Source organism: Bradyrhizobium sp. CAR08, assembly GCF_052871955.1.
Genome location: NZ_JBIXJX010000016.1, coordinates 74173 through 89202, shown reverse-complemented (window position 1 = coordinate 89202; position 15030 = coordinate 74173). Strand labels below are relative to the sequence as shown.

At 63.4% G+C, this 15030-nt stretch carries 22 protein-coding genes; 10 read left to right on the top strand and 12 right to left on the bottom strand.

The window, feature by feature from the left end; translation table 11 throughout:
• Positions 1 to 414 precede the first annotated feature (414 nt).
• Together ACIPUD_RS29500 and ACIPUD_RS29495 are read left to right on the top strand one after the other, a co-directional pair.
• Positions 415 to 987, top strand: a complete 573-nt coding sequence (locus tag ACIPUD_RS29500; protein ID WP_446482020.1) for a histidine kinase dimerization/phosphoacceptor domain -containing protein — start codon at positions 415 to 417, stop codon at positions 985 to 987.
• 152 nt (positions 988 to 1139) lie between these two features.
• The gene (locus ACIPUD_RS29495; RefSeq protein ID WP_162847249.1) at positions 1140 to 1310 is read left to right on the top strand and encodes a hypothetical protein; all 171 of its coding nucleotides are present in this window, start codon (positions 1140 to 1142) and stop codon (positions 1308 to 1310) included.
• On the opposite strand, the gene ACIPUD_RS29490 is transcribed toward ACIPUD_RS29495, so the two are convergent.
• The 3 genes from ACIPUD_RS29490 to ACIPUD_RS29480 all read right to left on the bottom strand — a co-directional run bounded on the left by ACIPUD_RS29490 (position 1307) and on the right by ACIPUD_RS29480 (position 3511).
• The gene (locus ACIPUD_RS29490) at positions 1307 to 1681 is read right to left on the bottom strand and encodes a response regulator (protein ID WP_085350358.1); all 375 of its coding nucleotides are present in this window, start codon (positions 1679 to 1681) and stop codon (positions 1307 to 1309) included. The two genes, ACIPUD_RS29495 and ACIPUD_RS29490, sit on opposite strands and share 4 nt — an antisense overlap.
• 371 nt (positions 1682 to 2052) lie before the next feature.
• Positions 2053 to 2373, bottom strand: a complete 321-nt coding sequence (locus tag ACIPUD_RS29485) for a hypothetical protein (protein WP_085350357.1) — start codon at positions 2371 to 2373, stop codon at positions 2053 to 2055.
• A 25-nt stretch (positions 2374 to 2398) separates the two neighbouring features.
• On the bottom strand, positions 2399 to 3511 hold the full coding sequence (locus ACIPUD_RS29480) for a DUF1236 domain-containing protein (RefSeq protein ID WP_446482019.1): 1113 nt from the start codon (positions 3509 to 3511) through the stop codon (positions 2399 to 2401).
• 196 nt (positions 3512 to 3707) lie between these two features.
• Here ACIPUD_RS29480 and ACIPUD_RS29475 point away from each other — a divergent pair, with 196 nt between their 5' ends.
• Complete coding sequence (locus tag ACIPUD_RS29475) at positions 3708 to 3935, top strand: hypothetical protein (protein WP_085350355.1); 228 nt, start codon at positions 3708 to 3710, stop codon at positions 3933 to 3935.
• A 280-nt stretch (positions 3936 to 4215) separates the two neighbouring features.
• Here ACIPUD_RS29475 and ACIPUD_RS29470 read toward each other — a convergent pair whose 3' ends face one another.
• From ACIPUD_RS29470 to ACIPUD_RS29460, 3 genes are all read right to left on the bottom strand, one after another.
• Positions 4216 to 4731 (bottom strand): PRC-barrel domain-containing protein, encoded by a 516-nt coding sequence (locus ACIPUD_RS29470; protein WP_085350354.1) that lies wholly within the window; start codon positions 4729 to 4731, stop codon positions 4216 to 4218.
• Between the two features lie 140 nt (positions 4732 to 4871).
• Entirely contained in the window at positions 4872 to 5912 is a 1041-nt protein-coding gene (locus ACIPUD_RS29465; RefSeq protein WP_085350353.1) for a glycosyltransferase family 4 protein, read from the bottom strand.
• Between the two features lie 166 nt (positions 5913 to 6078).
• Positions 6079 to 6252, bottom strand: a complete 174-nt coding sequence (locus ACIPUD_RS29460) for a hypothetical protein (protein ID WP_240543238.1) — start codon at positions 6250 to 6252, stop codon at positions 6079 to 6081.
• A 199-nt stretch (positions 6253 to 6451) separates the two neighbouring features.
• Between ACIPUD_RS29460 and ACIPUD_RS29455 the strand changes: the two genes are divergently transcribed.
• Together ACIPUD_RS29455 and ACIPUD_RS29450 are read left to right on the top strand one after the other, a co-directional pair.
• Entirely contained in the window at positions 6452 to 6868 is a 417-nt protein-coding gene (locus ACIPUD_RS29455; protein ID WP_198957619.1) for a hypothetical protein, read from the top strand.
• A 501-nt stretch (positions 6869 to 7369) separates the two neighbouring features.
• The gene (locus ACIPUD_RS29450) at positions 7370 to 9019 is read left to right on the top strand and encodes an amidohydrolase (RefSeq protein ID WP_446482018.1); all 1650 of its coding nucleotides are present in this window, start codon (positions 7370 to 7372) and stop codon (positions 9017 to 9019) included.
• A gap of 34 nt (positions 9020 to 9053) precedes the next feature.
• On the opposite strand, the gene ACIPUD_RS29445 is transcribed toward ACIPUD_RS29450, so the two are convergent.
• From ACIPUD_RS29445 to ACIPUD_RS29430, 4 genes are all read right to left on the bottom strand, one after another.
• A complete protein-coding gene (locus tag ACIPUD_RS29445; RefSeq protein ID WP_377789874.1) occupies positions 9054 to 9626 on the bottom strand; it encodes a CGNR zinc finger domain-containing protein in 573 nt (190 codons plus the stop codon).
• The gene (locus ACIPUD_RS29440) at positions 9623 to 10510 is read right to left on the bottom strand and encodes a DMT family transporter (protein ID WP_247410421.1); all 888 of its coding nucleotides are present in this window, start codon (positions 10508 to 10510) and stop codon (positions 9623 to 9625) included. Before ACIPUD_RS29440 ends, ACIPUD_RS29445 begins: the two co-directional genes overlap by 4 nt.
• Before the next feature lie 8 nt (positions 10511 to 10518).
• On the bottom strand, positions 10519 to 10842 hold the full coding sequence (locus tag ACIPUD_RS29435; RefSeq protein ID WP_446482017.1) for an antibiotic biosynthesis monooxygenase family protein: 324 nt from the start codon (positions 10840 to 10842) through the stop codon (positions 10519 to 10521).
• Between the two features lie 63 nt (positions 10843 to 10905).
• Complete coding sequence (locus tag ACIPUD_RS29430) at positions 10906 to 11781, bottom strand: alpha/beta fold hydrolase (RefSeq protein ID WP_446482016.1); 876 nt, start codon at positions 11779 to 11781, stop codon at positions 10906 to 10908.
• Positions 11782 to 12040: 259 nt separating this feature from the next.
• Here ACIPUD_RS29430 and ACIPUD_RS29425 point away from each other — a divergent pair, with 259 nt between their 5' ends.
• From ACIPUD_RS29425 to ACIPUD_RS29405, 5 genes are all read left to right on the top strand, one after another.
• Positions 12041 to 12169 carry a hypothetical protein gene (locus ACIPUD_RS29425; protein ID WP_018455653.1) on the top strand — a complete coding sequence of 43 codons (129 nt, stop codon included), beginning with the start codon at positions 12041 to 12043 and terminating at the stop codon, positions 12167 to 12169.
• Positions 12170 to 12308: 139 nt separating this feature from the next.
• Positions 12309 to 12518 carry a hypothetical protein gene (locus tag ACIPUD_RS29420; protein ID WP_446482015.1) on the top strand — a complete coding sequence of 70 codons (210 nt, stop codon included), beginning with the start codon at positions 12309 to 12311 and terminating at the stop codon, positions 12516 to 12518.
• Positions 12519 to 12638: 120 nt separating this feature from the next.
• The gene (locus ACIPUD_RS29415) at positions 12639 to 12818 is read left to right on the top strand and encodes a hypothetical protein (RefSeq protein ID WP_018455655.1); all 180 of its coding nucleotides are present in this window, start codon (positions 12639 to 12641) and stop codon (positions 12816 to 12818) included.
• 240 nt (positions 12819 to 13058) lie between these two features.
• On the top strand, positions 13059 to 13292 hold the full coding sequence (locus tag ACIPUD_RS29410) for a hypothetical protein (RefSeq protein ID WP_204513728.1): 234 nt from the start codon (positions 13059 to 13061) through the stop codon (positions 13290 to 13292).
• Positions 13293 to 13396: 104 nt separating this feature from the next.
• A complete protein-coding gene (locus ACIPUD_RS29405) occupies positions 13397 to 13693 on the top strand; it encodes a hypothetical protein (protein WP_026232997.1) in 297 nt (98 codons plus the stop codon).
• A gap of 72 nt (positions 13694 to 13765) precedes the next feature.
• Here the strand turns inward: ACIPUD_RS29405 and ACIPUD_RS29400 are convergent, their stop codons facing one another.
• A complete protein-coding gene (locus tag ACIPUD_RS29400) occupies positions 13766 to 14056 on the bottom strand; it encodes a hypothetical protein (protein WP_018455658.1) in 291 nt (96 codons plus the stop codon).
• A gap of 156 nt (positions 14057 to 14212) precedes the next feature.
• On the bottom strand, positions 14213 to 14704 hold the full coding sequence (locus ACIPUD_RS29395; RefSeq protein ID WP_085350347.1) for an Hsp20/alpha crystallin family protein: 492 nt from the start codon (positions 14702 to 14704) through the stop codon (positions 14213 to 14215).
• Between the last annotated feature and the right edge of the window lie 326 nt (positions 14705 to 15030).

Below are 15030 nucleotides of genomic sequence, written 5' to 3'. Positions count from 1 at the left end.
AGCCGGTAACCACGATCGTCCATGGCTTTGTGAGTCCGGTGCGAAGGCGTTGCTGAAACCGAAACCGAGTTCAAGCCCGTCCGGGTTGTCCCTGACAAGCTCGCGGCGCCGAGAGCCGTCGCACACGCGGCCTAAGAAGGTATTACCGCACTGAAGTCCGGAGTACCGAGCGACGAGCAATCCTTCCTCGGAACAGCGCGGCTGGGCGGAACGTTGGCCTTCCATGGAAGCCTTTCTGCACCGCCTCTTCACGGCCAAGTCAGATTTTCCGGTCTGGGTGCGCTACCTCCTCACCCTCGGCCTCGTCGGTCTCGCCTTTTTCGCCAGGGTGATGGCGGATGAATACCTTCGATCCTACCCGCTCCTGCTTTTCATTGCCGCCATCTTCTTGTCATCTGTCCTTTTCGGCCGCGGGTGTGGAATTGTTGCGACAGCCGCGGCCGCCGTTCTCGCCATGACGTACCTCATACCCCGGCCGGCCTCGACCGCCGGGGGACGTTCTGCTCCAGGAGCTCGCACATCGAACGCGGGAACGACCTCGCCACTATCGTATCGATTCTCAGGCTGCAGGCCCGCTCCGAAACCGACCCGGGCGTGCAGAGGGCGATTGCGTCCGCGGTAAGCCGGGTGGACGTCGCTAAGGTTCACGACCGGCTGCGCGAGACGGCGGACACCAGCCGGATCGCGCTGGCGCCGGACATCGAGTCCTTATGCGCCAGCCTTGCGGATTTTCACCGGGGCGTGCGCACGATCTCGATCCGGGTCCGCTGCGAGGACATCTGGGTGAGGAGTTCGCAGGCGGCCTCGATCGGGCTGATCGTCAACGAACTGCTTCAAGTACGCATTTCCGGAGGGCCGCCACGGCTCGGTGGAGGTCGAGCTGCGGGCCAAGGAAACCCACGTTCAGGGACGACGGAATCGGTTGCTCCGCGGAAGCGAAGAGCGGACTTGGCACTCGGCTCATCAACCTCCTCGCCACCCACATGAAGGGCACCGTCGCGAGGAAGCCTCTTTCGCAAGGCTGCGAGGTGCAAGTCTCGATCGCGCTCGACAGCTGAAGACCGCGAAGCATTTTCGGATTTCCTCTGCAACCATGGACGGCTTGTGACGTAGATGATGTCGGAGCTTGCGAGAACACTATGGTCGATCGATCACCAAAACACGCCGAGGAACTGGACCGATTCCGCAAGCTTCACGCCGAGACGACGGATCCTTTGGCTGCGCGGCTGCTGCAGGACATTATATCCGAACTCGAAGCAGATCTGAATCCGCAGCGGCAGGAGACCGGTTCGAAGGTGGAACGCGGCTAGTTCTCATGCTCCGCCACGGCCGCTTGGATCGCTCGGTCAAGACCATCCAACTGGAAGGGCTTGCGCAGCATCGGTCTATTCTTGAAGCCCTCGGGTATATCTTCTTGCCCGTAGCCACTCGCGAAGACGAACGGAACAGATCTCTTCGCGAGAATTTCCGCGACGGGAGTGCTTGTCGGACCTCCGAGGTTGATGTCTAGGATGGCAATATCGAAGGCCGGATCGTGCGCAAGTCGCACCGCATCCTCGATCCGCCCTGCCTCGGCGACGACAGCGTGTCCAAGCTCCTCGATCATGTCGACGAGCATCATTCGGATCAAGGCTTCGTCTTCGACGAGGAAGAAAGATCGTCTGGGGCGGTTCACGTGGATCCTTGGAGAAGGTCGATGCTCCCGCAGCGGCCGGCACGACGCCCGGAATTCACGAGGGAAACGGATAAACGACCTCGACCGGGGTCGAGGTCGCCAACCTATGGGCTAGGTTTTGCTCCCGGCTGGGGCTTTGGGGGGCAAGGGGGCCGAGAGCAAGGACTCGACGCGGTGGAATGCCGATCGTTCCCTTGCGGATCGACGTAGCGCTCTCAGAACCTCGTCGTACGCGTGATGAGCCTGAGCCTGACTGCTGCGCGAGGCTGATCGGCTGCCTATCGTTGGCAGCCACACGAGGCCCGCTGGAGCGGCAGACTGAACTGTCGATCCATCCAGAATGGCGCCGCCCTTGCGGGCGGCGCCTAGATCATCGATCACCAGCGGCCGGTACCGAAGCTGAAGCCGATGCTCGGCCCGCCTCCGTAATAGCCGTATCCGCGATCGTAATAGCCCGGACCGCCGTAGGAGCCATAGCTCCTGCGCACGACGTAGCTGTCATCGTCGCCGTAGTAACGCTGCACATAGCGGGGACCGCGGGTGCGGAAGCAGCGGCCGTACTCGTTGCAGACCAGGCGAACCTGATCGACGTTTGCCGCCTCCTCCGATCCAACCAGACTGGGATTGAGCGGAGCTGCCGAGGCCGCCGACGCGAGCATGGCGGTGGCCGCAAACGCTACGAGAGCAATAGTCCTCATGTTCGTTCTCCTTGTTGTGACGAGATCAATCGATCTCTTCGATGACGCGACGTTCCTGCGGTTCGACGATGTAAGTCCGGCTATCCCGGTTGATGTACCGGTACTCCCGCAGGCTCGGTGCGTCGCGATAGACCTCCTCGGAGAACGTCTCCACGTCTACGTCTGCCGGCAGGCGCTCACCCCTGCGGATTTCGGTGCGCGCGGTGCTGCCGGTGGTCTGCCGCTCGCGCTCGACGGGACGCGCCTCGGAACGCGCCTTGGCGTGCTTGCGGATCACTTCGCGATCGCGATCGCTGAACGTCACCTTGCGCTGTTCGGTGCGGGCCGGCGCAGCCGCGGTCGAACGACCCGAGTACGGGAGGACCGCGACGATCTGGTAGCTCGAAGGCTCCACGATCACGATCTCGTCCTTCACCAACACGAAGTTGTAGCCTCTGTACTGCGGCACGACCTCGACGACCTCCGCCGGGAGCGGCTGCAAGCGGACATCGCGCGGCACCGCCGTGCCCACCGACAACGAGAAGTTCACGTTGTTGAGGGGCTGCACGTTCAGATGCGAAATCGACGTGCTGATCCGGGTCCGTTGCTGATCGTTGATGTTCACCGACGCGTTCACGTTGGTGTTCGAGGAGCGATCGGCCGTGTTCTGCTGATTGTTCGGCTGCTGCGCCGTGTTGGTCGAACCGCTGCCCGCCGGGGACTGTGCCTGGTTGTTGCCCGGAGCAGGCGGATTGGCGCTCTGCGTCTGGGTATTCGTGTTCGAAGGAGAATTGGTCTGCGCCTGGTTGGAAGGCGTCGTGGTCTGATTGGACGGCTGATTGGTCTGAGCCTGGTTGGTCGAGTTGTTCGAGGCAGGCGCCTGCGTGGTGTTGGTGCCGGTACCCGAATTGGACGGCTGGCCTGCAGCGGTCTGACCGCTCGAGGACGGCGACTGCGTCTGGGCCGAATTCGTCGAAGGATTGGCGGACTGTGCGGATCCCAAAGATGAATTGGTCGGCGAAGTCGACGGCGTCGTGGATGTGGAATCCTGCTGACGAGACGGCGGATTGGAGTTCGACGTGCTCGGAGACGACTGGGCAAAAGCGGAAGTCGCGATCGCGACTGCAGCGGTGGTAGCCAAAAATAAACGCTTGTTCATCTGAACCTCCTTAATGCGGACGTCGGACAACCTGGGGCGAGACGCGTGGTTCCATTCGGGGAAAACTAGGCAATTGCGCGAGATGTGCATTTTCTTTTATCCCGAAATTATGCAAATCGTGAGAGTGGGAACTTCGGTCGCGCAGCGTCGTTGGCAATGACTACTTACGAGTCATTTTCACTTTGAGGAGAACACCATGAAGAAGCTTATCGTGTGCGGCGCTCTTGCCGCTTTCGCCCTCGGCACGCAGGCCGCCAGCGCCGCCGAGTTCTACATCGTGCGCGATGCCACCACCAAGAAGTGCACCATCGTCGACACCAAGCCGACCACAACCACCACGACGGTCGTGGGCGACGGCGTCTACAAGACCAAGGTAGAGGCAGAGTCCGCGGTCAAGACCACGAAGGTCTGCACCGAGCAGTAATAGTCGCGACGGCGGTAAGAGCCGTTTAAGCATTCTGACAACGATTGGAGGAAAAAATGCCCGTACTGATTTTGTGGGCCGTTCCAGCCGTCCTGGTTGTTGGCGGCGCCGGCTATTTCCTGGTTCACATGCACTGAGCGGATGACCCCGCACGGATGAACGGCCCGCCCAATGATTTGGGCGGGCCGTTTTTCATTGCGCCAGATCGGTACACTAGCCCTGTGGGCACAAAAAAGGGCCCCGTAATGGGGCCCCAATTCGCCGAGAGCACTCGTCGCGCTTAGTTGTAGTCCGAATATTTGAACTGCGGTAGCGCCTTCAACTGCTCCTTATTGCCGCTCATGACGGCGTGGTCAGGAACCCAATCGTTCGCGGTGCGGTTCGTCGTGGTTGTGGACGCGGTCCCGGTCGTGGTGGTGTCGCGGGCCGGGGTCGACGTGCCGCTCGAGCTCGTTCGAACCGGCTCTTCAACGAACTTCAGCTTGTCCATGGAGACCGCGATGTCGTGCTCGCCCATGCCGAGGAAGCCACCGATGCCGATAACCACCGCGTTGATCTTGCCGTTCTTGTCGACGAGCAGTTCGTTGACATCGCCGAGCTTCTCGTTGGCCTCGTTGTAGACGTTCAGGCCCATCAGCTTCGAGGCGCGCCAATTTCCCTTGAACGCCATCTTCGCATCGGCGGGGTGGGCGGTGGCCGCCGGCGCCGTGCGATCGACGGGCTGAGTGGATTGCGCGAAAGCAGCGCCGCCGATCACAGCAGTGCCAAGCAACGCGACGGCAAGGAAGCTTTTCATGGATTATCTCCTCCAACGTGAGCCGCATCCGTTCGGATGCCCGGCTTCAACGCCCCGAATTACCGCTTGTTCCCGACGGGGAACGGATTGCCAAGGATTCGATCGCGCCTGTCCGACAAACCAGCCGCGCAATAGATCTCTCACGCGAGGCGTCCTCTGCGAGCGACCAAGTCGCGATATCGGGCGTCGTACTCCTTCGCCATCCGGCTTGCGGCGAAGCGCTCCTCGAACCGGGCGCGGACCACTCGTCTGTCCAGCCGGCCCAGTTCTTTCACTGCTCTGATCGCCTGCTCCTCACCGTCGACGATGAAGCCCGTGACGCCATCCTCCACGACTTCCGGTACCGAGCCTGATCGATAAGCGATCACGGGTGTCCCGCAGGCCATCGCCTCGATCATCACCAGACCGAACGGCTCGGGCCAATCGATCGGAAACAGCAGGCCCGCTGCGTTCGCGAGAAACGGCTGCTTCTTCGCGTCGTCGACCTCGCCGACGAGCTGAACCGCCTGGCCATCGATGTTCGGCTCGAGCTCGTTCTTGAAGTAGGCCGTCTCCGCCCGAGGGATCTTGGCCGCGATCCGCAGCGGCATCCGGGCCGCGCGCGCGATTCGTATAGCGTCCTCCGGACCCTTGTCCGCCGTCAGCCGCCCCAGAAAGGCCAGGTACGAACCTGGTTCGTAGGAGGGCCTAAACATGTCCTTGGTCAGTCCGTGCTGGATCGTCGCGATCCAGTTCGCTTCCGGAAGCGGCCGACGCTGGTCGGCGGAAATCGAGACGAATGGAGCGTCCGCAAAGGCACCGATTACCTGGGGCAGGCCGGGCAGATCGAGCCGACCGTGCATCGTCGTCAGGAAAGGCACGCCGGTCCGGCTCAGCACCGGAAGAGGCAACCAGTCGACGTGGGAGTGGATCACGTCGAAGTCGCGCGCGCGCTCGGCGATGGCCTCGATCAGAAGCGCGCAGGCGGCGTTCGGATCCGCACCCTTCCGCCCCAGGCGCAACGCGCGCGGCCACACCGCGTGGAGCTTTCCCTTCGTCTTCGAGTCCCCGCTTGCGAACAGGGTGACGTCGTGCCCGGATTCGACCAGTTCGTCCACCAGCCAGGCTATCACACGCTCGGTGCCGCCGTAGAGCTTTGGAGGTACGCTCTCGGCCAAGGGAGCAAGCTGGGCAATCCGCATCGACTAGGCCCCGAACACGGACCGCAGGACCGTGACGATCCCAGCGGAAATGAGGGATGAAATCGCAAGCAGCGTCCAATTGGGCCTCGTGCTTCCACGGACCACGCGCGCTGCGAGCGTCTTCACGATCGTCAACATTCGTCTGGAGGAAGCCGCTGCAGGTAGGCTATCCCAAGCCAGCGAGTTCTTCGGTATCGCTCTCTCGCGCTTCCGACCTGCTGTGGAGGTGGCGCTCCAGAAGGCAGCGCCGGCTGTCATGCGCATCAACCTCGGGGTGCCGCGCCCGATACACCGTCCAGGCGGTCTCCGTGGCGTTCTTCAAGACGACTTCGTCGACCATACTTACTCTCTCCGGAGACCGAACCCAGTCGCTGCCAACTCAAGGCAATCTGGAAGGTTTCCAGTTTTTCCCGGAAGTATACGAAAGGAGGTGAGTCAGGAGGCGAGGATCCATTGCCCCCTCGCCGCGGGGGTGCAGCTGCAACCATTGCCTATTTTTCCCGTTATCGACAGGGCGCAGCAATGTGAAAGGAATCTCGATGAAGAAGATCGCGATGTCGGCGCTGCTGGTCGGCGCTCTTGGTCTGTCCTCGGTGGCCGCCACGTCTCCTGCAGAAGCCCACTGGCGAGGGGGCTGGGGACCGGGCATCGCCGGCGGCCTGTTGGCCGGCGCTGTGATCGGCGGGCTTGCCTCGTCGGCGTATGGATGGGGACCAGGTTATGGCTACTACGGTGGCCCCGGCTACTATGGAGCGGGCTATTACGGCGGACCCTATGCGTACGACTACGGGTATGACGAGCCGTATCGCTGGGGTGGCGGGTACGCCACCACGACTTACTACACGGCGCCCGTGTCCTACGGCTACCGCTACCGTCGAGTCGTGCGACCTGCATACGCCTATTACCGCGGATCCTACCCGGTCGTTCGGCACCGCTGGCATCGCCACCACTGGTGAGAGCGGTCCGTCTGAACGCAACGAAGGCCGCGCACCCGAAGGCGCGGCCTTTTCTTTCCGCTTACCACAATCCACCGGAAAAACGGGTCGTGCCGTTCGAAGGCAAGGCGTCGTTCGGGCGCTCTCGTCGCCGGCCTTGTCGAGCGCTTTGGATGCGGGCGCGCCTGTGATGCGATGCGTCCGGGCGGTTCTTTCTTGACCTCGGGCTACGGGTGGCGCAGCCGCGCGGAGAACGAGGGCGAAGCGTGGTGTCCGGCGTAGATTGAACGAAGTGAGAGCGAAGACGGACGAACTGCTGCGAGGCGGGCGAAGGCGGCTGCAACATCAATTGCTTGGGCCGCCACCAAATTTTTCGGTGGGCCGGCTGATTTTGTTGGTGCTAGACATGATCAATATCACGACACCGTTGCGACACGCGATGTCCGCGAGCGCATCCAGCGGCGGATGTGTGGCGCCGCTTCGGCCTCTTTCACACCTGCCTCTCTCATTTCGGGACTGACCATGCGCAAGCTTCTGGCAATATTGCTGATCTCGTGCTGGGCCAGTTTGGCTTACGCACAAAAGGCCGACCTCATTGTCACGAACGCAAAGCTCGTGACGCTGGATCCCGCATCGACGATCGCGCAGGCTCTCGCAGTCCGCGACGGCAGGATCGTTGCTATTGGCGGCAACGATGCCGTGGAAGGCCTGATCGGGCCCGCGACGCGCCGGGTCGACGCAGGTGGACGCACCATCATTCCGGGATTGATCGATTCCCATATTCACGCCGTGCGCGCCGGCCTCACCTACGCAACCGAGGTCAACTGGATCGGCGCAAAGACGATTCCCGAGGCCATGGAACGCTTGCGCCAGGCGGCAACAGCGCGCCCGGCATCCTGGATCATCGTGGCCGGCGGCTGGAGCGAATTGCAGTTTACTGAGAAGCGGCGGCCAACGCTCGCCGAGGTGATGGCGGCCGTTCCCGACAATCCGGCTTACATCCAGCTGTTCTATTCGGCGGTGCTGATGACGCCAAAAGCGCAGCAAGCCCTCGGGATGTCCGCGGATCAGTTGCCGGCCGGTATCACGACTGAGCGCGCCGCATCGGGCGACGCCACGGGGTGGCTCAACGGCTCCATCGTCAGTATCTCCGCGCTGTTCGATCGGCTGCCGAGGCCGAATTTCGAAGAGAATGTCGCCGGGACCCGGCAGTTCTTCACGGAGCTCAATCGTCTCGGCGTGACCGGGATCGTGGATCCCGGCGGCTTCAGCATCTATCCCAGCCACTACGCGGCCTTGCAAAAGCTCTGGCGTGACAAATCATTGTCGGTTCGCGTTGCCTTCAGCCTGTTCGCCCAGAATGTCGGCGCGGAATTCGACGAGTACAAGACTCTCACGCCGTTCCTGCCGATGGGATTCGGCGACGACATGCTGCGGTTCAACGGACTAGGCGAGCGGATCACCGGCGCCATGTACAACAACAATGCGCCTGACGCGGCCGCCAAGGACAAGTTCCGCGAGATCATTCGCTGGGCGGCCAAACAAGGGCTGACAGTCACCATCCACTGGCAGGAAGACAAATCCGTCCATCACCTCCTGGACCTCTATGACGAGGTCAACAAGGAGACGCCGCTCGCGCCGTTGCGCTGGTCCATCGCCCATCTCGACAACACCTCGCCCCAAACGCTGGCGCGCATGAAAGCCCTTGGTATCGGCTGGACCATGCAGGACGCGATGTATCTCGGAGGTGACCGTATCGTGGCGCAGGTCGGCGAAGCCGCCCGCAGCATGCCACCCCTCGTCACGGCGTTGCGCATGGGAGTCCATGTCGGGGCCGGCACGGATGCGCATCGGGTCGCATCCTACAATCCGTTCGTGGCGCTGCAATGGATGCTCGACGGCAAGACCGTCGGCGGACTCTCGACGCGCGGCCCGGACGAAACACCCAGCCGCGAAGATGCCTTGCGCCTCTACACCGTGGGAAGCGCGTGGTTCTGCTTCGACGAGACGCGGCGCGGCACGCTGGAGACCGGCAAGCTCGCCGACTTCGCGATTCTCGATCGGGACTTCATGTCCGTCCCCGTCGAGCAAATTGGCGCCACATCGTCTCTGCTGACGGTCGTGGGCGGCAAGGTCGTCTACGCAGCGGATGCTTTCGCGGGCGCAAGATAGAGCTGGAGGCTTGTTGTTCAAGGCGGCTGTCGGCTTACCGGCGCGATTGCATCTTTGCGCGGTTTCCGCAGGTGGCCATTTCGCACCAGCGACGGGATCTGTTTTTGGTGCGATCGATGAACAGCCAGTGGCAGTCGTGCTGTGGACATCGTTTCAATCGGTCGAGTTCGTCGCCGCGCAGCAGGTCGACCGCAGCCCAGGCAAGCGGACCAAGGATTCGGTCCCCGTGCGTGAATTCGATGGTGGCCGGCGAACCGGTCAGCAATGCGGCCGTGAAGGTACGGGCCGCAACATCGTGGATCACCGCCATGCCCAGCGCCGGCGGTTCATCGCCGTCCGCGATCGCAGCGCCTACCTGGTCGATCGCGTTGCGCAGGCGCCGGCCATCGTAGACCAGCAACGCCCGCTGCCTTGCATTAGGCGAAAAATCGACGCCCACCAGTCCAGCATCCCTTGCCCAGGCCAGCATTCCCTCGGCGTCGCGCAAGTGATCGGCCTCTTGGTCCGTGCCGCGCCAGCTGATCGTGTTGGCGAAATTGAGCGCCAGATTCCCCGCTACGCGGTGAAGCGGCGGCGGTCGATCGGCGATGCTGCGCAAACGCTTCACGTCGGACGTTCTTCCCAAGGCCGGAGCAGCGCCATCGCGGCGGCCACCAGCATGAGGGCAGCGCCGCCGATCTCGAGCCAGCCGATCGCCTCGCCGAACAACCACGCACCGGTGCCAAGCGCGATGATCGGAGAGACAAAGGCATACAGACCTGCGCGCATCGTACCCCATTCACGCAGCAGCACGAGATAGATCGTATAAGCCACGATCGTTCCGAGCAGCAACAGGAACAACAGGCTGCCGATTGCCGCCGGAGTGAGGAAAGCGTCGAGCGTGTCTCTCGATACGGGTTCCAGCACCAGCGAAAGGCCGAGCAGGGCCGAGCCGCCGATCGCCGCCTGCACCATCGTCAGCGCCAGGGGCTTCACCGGACCGACCAACGGACGCGCGACCACGCTGCCGACGCAATAGCTCACGGTCGCGGCGACGATCGCCGCGAGTCCAAGGCCGCTCGCATCGGACTTAGCTCCGAGCCGTGCCCAGAACAGCCCGATGACACCGACACAACCGATCGCGAGCACGACGGCATGATGCCAGGTCGGCCTCTCCTCGCCGGTCAACGCGGCGAGGGCAAACAGCAGGACCGGAATCAGGGTAAGGTTGACCAGCCCCGACAGCCCTGATGGCACGTGCTGCATCCCCCAGAACAGCAAGCCGTAGGTGCCGGTGTTGACCAGCAGAGCTGAAACGATCGTTGGCCGTGCGCGGCCTTCGGCGAATGCGGCGCCGGCCCCGCGCACCCCGATGGCCAGCAGTGCGGCCGCCAGCAGGTATCGCGCGGCGGCGAGCAGCAGCGGGGGCAGATCGCCGAGCCCGACCTTGATGGCGGCCCAGGTCAGCCCCCAGATCAACGACATTGCGGCGAAGAGGACAAAGTTGCGCACCGTCGTGCTCAGCGGCCGTACCGATCGACCAGAACGCGGTGGATTTCCACCCTTTGAGGGAGTTCGATCAGGAGTTCGGGATCGCGGTCGAGGTGATGCACCTTGGTCGGCTCGGCCTTGGTGAAGGCAGTCATTGCCTGCATGTCGGACCAGTAAGAGATGGTCGTGAACCATGTCTCCTCGTCAAGGTCCTCGCGCAGCAGCTGGACGCCGAGCGCCGTCTTCTCGAGCGGCGGAATGCCTTCAGCGCGCAGATATTGCTCGTAGCTGTCGGCGATGTCCCGCCGGGTACGACCACGCCAGATTCGTGCGATGGAAGGATTGGTTGGCATGCTTGCTTCCTCCTTTAGGCGGCGAAGGGACACCAGCGCCGCGAAGGCCGCGCCGTGGGACGATCAGGCATGGACACGCGCAAGGAAGGCGCGGACCAGTGGCAGCGCCTCATCGAAATGCGTCTCGAGCAGCCAGTGTCCGGCGCCGTCGAGCAGGTGCAGATCGACATCGGGCAAGTCGCGGCGATAGGCGCGGGCGGACTCGGCCGGCATGTATCCGTCTTCGGGGCCCCACACCACGAGCGTGGGGGGACGGTGCTCGCGCAGATACGCCTGATAGCGCGCGAACCAGCCGAGATTCTCCTCCAGCTTCTCCATCAGCCCGACGCAGACCTGTCGGCGCACTGGCGTGTCCATGAGTGGCCAATGAAGCTTCCAGAGGTCGGGCGGCACCCGGGCAGCGACGTCGTCCGTCACTTCGCCAACGAACTCCGCACGAAAGCCATCCTCGCTAACAGCCTCCTCGAGCGGGCGGTGCCTCGCCGGCGTCTTGTCGGCCCACCAGGCCTTGATCGTCGCGTATTTCGGGCCCAGCACATCCTCATAGATATCGCCGTTCTGGATGATGAGCGCGGCGATCCGCTCGGGGTGAGCGATCGCGTGCCTTAGCCCGATCTGGGAGCCGTAATCGTGGAGCCACAAGGCGTATCGTCCGAGGCCGAGCGCATCGGCGAGGCCGGCCAGCACGTCTGCATAGGCGTCGAAATCATAGGCGAATTCCGACGGGTCGGGCGTGCCGCTGTAACCAAAGCCCGGCCAGTCGAACGCGATCGTCCGCCACCGGTCGGCGAGCGCCGGCATCAGCCGGCGGAACTGGAAGGAGGAACAGGGATAGCCGTGCGGCAGCAGCAGGACCGGCGCGCCGGCGTGTCCCGCTTCGCGATAGAAGATCGACATCCCGTTCAACGCCAAGCGCCGGTGCGCGAGCCCGCTCGCCATTCAAGGCCTCCATCATCTGACACCACCTAAATGCATTTAGGCGGTGAACGTTCCGACGCCGGGGAGCCGTGTGGCGACGAACAATCGGCGCGATCACGCGCCATCGTTGTGCGGGTGGTGCCGCAGCCGACATGAGCGTAGGGCTTATCTGGCACCGTTCGGCTGTTCCGCTGGGCTGCCCACCAGAAACGCTGCGTGTTCTCGCCGAGAACCCGCCCATACAATGGTCAATCAACCGCTCTCGCGGCAGGAGCCGTCCATGACCAATGAAAAAGGCCCGAACATCAAGAAGAAGCAGAAATGCAAGAACTGCGAGGGCAAAGGCCTGCTCAAGAAGGGCGACAAGGTGGTGAAGTGCCAGCGCTGCAAAGGCACGGGCGTGCGGTGATGATGAAGTGATGGCCTCCAATGCGGACGGCGTACTTTCCCAGGTTGCGCAGGCTCGCGACTGACGTGCACCGCATCTGACATCGCGATTGGCACTTCCTGCGGCAAGACGCGTTGCGATCTTTTCGAGGGAGCTGCAGATGACCAAGACCGACACGGAGGGCGTAAAGACCGGGACACCGCCGACGGGTTCGGCGGCGCTCAACCCCGGGGATGAAGCCGCACCGGGGACGATGAGCACCGGCGAAGATGTGTGTCCGGATTGCCATGGCAAGGGGCGGATCGACGGCGCGCCCTGCGCGACGTGCGGCGGCAGCGGGACCGTGATCCGGGCGGTCGGCGGGGCCTGAGCAAAGCGCGGGCCGCGCGGCGCTTGCGCCCGGCTGTGGCTTTCGATCGCGGCTTCATTGTTCCAGCAACGAACGGCCCTCGCCCGTGTTTTCCGGATGCGAGACACAATGAGGCGCGCCATGACCAAAGATGCCGGACTGAAGCCCGACGATTTCCCCATCGAAGCCGACAAGGACAAGCTCAGGACCCACAAGGGCGAGCCGGTGGCCTCGGCCGAGTCGGAGAAGATCGCGGATCAGATCGCCGAACGGCTGAACGAGCATGCCCACCAGGAAGAGCAGGATCGTTGGTCGGCCTAGGGCCATCGCCTTGCCGCCACCCATCCGGAAAGAGCAACGGATAGTTTGTAGGACCGAGCTCGCAGGAACGACGTCGTTGGAACGACCTGGGGCCCTTGCGTATTGGGCCGCGCCGGGTCCTTGCGATTCCGGCAATGGCGGCCTCGGCTCGAAGCCCCGCCCCCGGGCCACAGGCCGGGGCCGCCTGACGGGGGATCGGCCCGGCATCTCAGGCCGTCTTGGAGGACTGCGCGAGAGACCATGGAGGCGCCCACACCAGGCATGCAAAACCCGCTTCGACAGGCGCGGCTCTACGGCTACCTGATCGAACGCGAGGGCGCGCTGTTTCATCCCGGCGGCAGCCACCCGCTGTGCAGCGCGGGCATGACGCGACGCATGATCGAGGCGGGCTGGCTGGTGAAAACGGGCGACCGCTACGAGTTGACGCCGCAAGCGCAGGAACGGATCGCTCCGCGCGCGATGAGCTCGGGATGACTCATCGTCGCTGTCGCGGGATTTCCGCTCCCGCCCAGGAACAGGTGCGTGCCGAGATCTTTGCCTCGGCACGGCATGTGACGACGTCAAGCACAGGAGCGGACATGAAAAAGCTGGTTCTCGCAGGGCTCGTTGCGGCTCTCGCATTCCCCTCTTCCGCATTCGCGCAAGGCGGCGCGGGTGCGTCCAGGACCGGGTCGAGCATCGACTCCTCAGGCACCGGCGGCACGACGGGAGCGGGAGCCTCCGGCCTCAACACGTCATCGGACAACAATGGCGGCGGCGCGAACGCACCGGCCAAGTCCTCCACGACCCGGCCAGGCGACAACGACACCAGGCAAACCCAGGGCGGTCAGCAGGCCATGCCGGGCTCAGGCTCGACGGGAGCGAACCGCAAATAGACGCGGCGCGACGCGCATCCAGTGGATGACCCTCACGCAAAAGGCCCGGATGATGGTCCGGGCCTTGTCTCGTCACCACCAGGGATCCCAATAGGGCGGTGGAGCGTAGGCGTAAGGCACATAATAGGCCCGCCGCACGACGCGCGGTCCATAATAGCCGTAGGGCGGGCCATAGAAGCGCGGGCCATAATAGGCATCGGCCGCCAGCCCCGCCGCAAGCGCACCGGCAACAAGACCGAAGCCGATGCCGGGACCGCCCCAATGGCCGTGCCAGCCGCCGCGCCAGCCATGGGCTTCCGCCGGCGAGGCCGCCGCCACGAACAGGGCCGAGATCATCGTCAGGACCAAAGCAAGTTTCTTCATGTGCGACTCCCAGAACTTGGAAACCGACCGCAAAACGCCAGACCGGAATTGAAGTTTCCGAGCGTTCCCTAAAATTTTGCAGCGAGCCGACGGACGCGAATGCGGCCGCCGGCCGCGCGCGGGCGAGAGCGGCGGCTCCCGCTCGCCGCTTCATGCTTACTTGCCGTTGATCGCGATGCGCCTCACCTTCTGTTGTGCCGCCGGTGACTTCGGCAGGGTGACGGTGAGAACGCCGTTGTTGAAGGAAGCCGCGACCTTGTCCTGGTCGACGTCATCGACCGGAATGCGCCGCTCGAAACGGCCATAGTAACGCTCGCTGAAGAGACGTTCCTTGTCTTCCGTTTCGCTCTTCTTCTCGCCGCTGATCGTCAGCACGCCGTTGGCAAGCTCGACGTTGACGTCCTTCTGTTCGAGACCGGGAAGCTCGGCGACGACCTTCACTTCCTTGTCGCTCTCGTCGAGTTCGACGTTCGGCCAGCCCATTGCGGTCGAGGAGCCGAACGGACTGAGATCAAAGCTGCGGAAGGCGTCGTCGAACAGCCGGTTCATCTCACGATGAAGCGCAAGCAGCGGGTTGCCGGCTTCGCCGCGCTGAACGGCCATGTTGCGTGAGCCGTTGTTCCACGGAATGAGATCGCGTAGTGCCATTGTCGTTTCTCCTTATCTCCTGTCTTGATGGGTCGATTGGCGCAGCTCGGCGCGCGGCGAGGGCCACGCACGCGCTGCAAAGCCCGGACGATCAGCTCGTCAGGCCGCCTGCTTGTGCTCGATTTCGGGTCGGCGTTGCCGGCAGCATCGATCGCGATGCGACGCGGCGGAACGGCGATCGAAACCGATGGTCGAACGCCAGAGGGGAGACATATCGTCGGTTCTCATAACCACATCCTCCTGTGAGCAACATGGATTAAGAGCATCACCGGGGCGAGCCCCGATGGCCTTGCCGGACCCTGCTTTGGCGTCCGGCACCGCACTCG